The following is a 963-nucleotide window of genomic DNA, read 5'->3' on the forward strand; positions in this document are numbered from 1 at the left end:
TCTTTTCGCCTTTCCCTCACGGTACTGGTTCACTATCGGTCAGTCAGGAGTATTTAGCCTTGGAGGATGGTCCCCCCATATTCAGACAGGATACCACGTGTCCCGCCCTACTCTTCGAACTCACAATCTGTGCACTTTCGTGTACGGGACTATCACCCGGTATCGTGCGACTTTCCAGACGCTTCCACTAATGCACAAACTGATTCAGGTTCTGGGCTGTTCCCCGTTCGCTCGCCGCTACTGGGGGAATCTCGGTTGATTTCTTTTCCTCCGGGTACTTAGATGTTTCAGTTCCCCGGGTTCGCCTCGCAACACTATGTATTCATGTTGCGATGATGCACTGAGTGCACCGGGTTTCCCCATTCGGACATCGTCGGCTGTAGCGGTTCATATCACCTTACCGACGCTTTACGCAGATTAGCACGTCCTTCATCGCCTCTGACTGCCAGGGCATCCACCGTGTACGCTTAGTCGCTTAACCTCACAACCCACAGGCGTTTTGCAACGCTTGGGACTGCAGGCATTGAGAGACTCGAACATATCGCCGCTTCATTCTTATTACGGAGAATGAAGACGATACGTCGTTTCAATTTTCAGCTTGTTCCGGATTGTTAAAGAGCAGTATCTCAAACATGACGGTTAAGTCAGTTTTGAGATACTTCGTGGAGACACCTTTCACCTGTCACCAAGCAAGTGGCGTCCCCTAGGGGATTCGAACCCCTGTTGCCGCCGTGAAAGGGCGGAGTCCTAACCGCTAGACGAAGGGGACACGATGTGTCACGACTTCGCAGCCGTCTTGCTCATTACTTTTTATCAGACAATCTGTGTGAGCACTGCGCGGGAAGGTATCTTCAGGTAAGGAGGTGATCCAACCGCAGGTTCCCCTACGGTTACCTTGTTACGACTTCACCCCAGTCATGAATCACAAAGTGGTAAGCGCCCTCCCGAAGGTTAAGCTACCTA

The 963-nt window shown here is 51.6% G+C and carries 1 tRNA gene and 2 rRNA genes; all 3 read right to left on the reverse strand.

What is annotated here, in order from left to right:
• Positions 1 to 481 (reverse strand): 23S ribosomal RNA (locus tag K5Y32_RS24770); the annotation flags it as partial.
• Between the two features lie 213 nt (positions 482 to 694).
• Positions 695 to 769, reverse strand: a tRNA-Glu gene (locus K5Y32_RS24775).
• An 87-nt stretch (positions 770 to 856) separates the two neighbouring features.
• Positions 857 to 963: ribosomal RNA gene (locus K5Y32_RS24780) — 16S ribosomal RNA — on the reverse strand; the annotation flags it as partial.

Origin of the sequence: Pantoea sp. DY-15, from assembly GCF_019795935.1 — a bacterium.
GTDB classification, from domain to species: domain Bacteria; phylum Pseudomonadota; class Gammaproteobacteria; order Enterobacterales; family Enterobacteriaceae; genus Pantoea; species Pantoea leporis.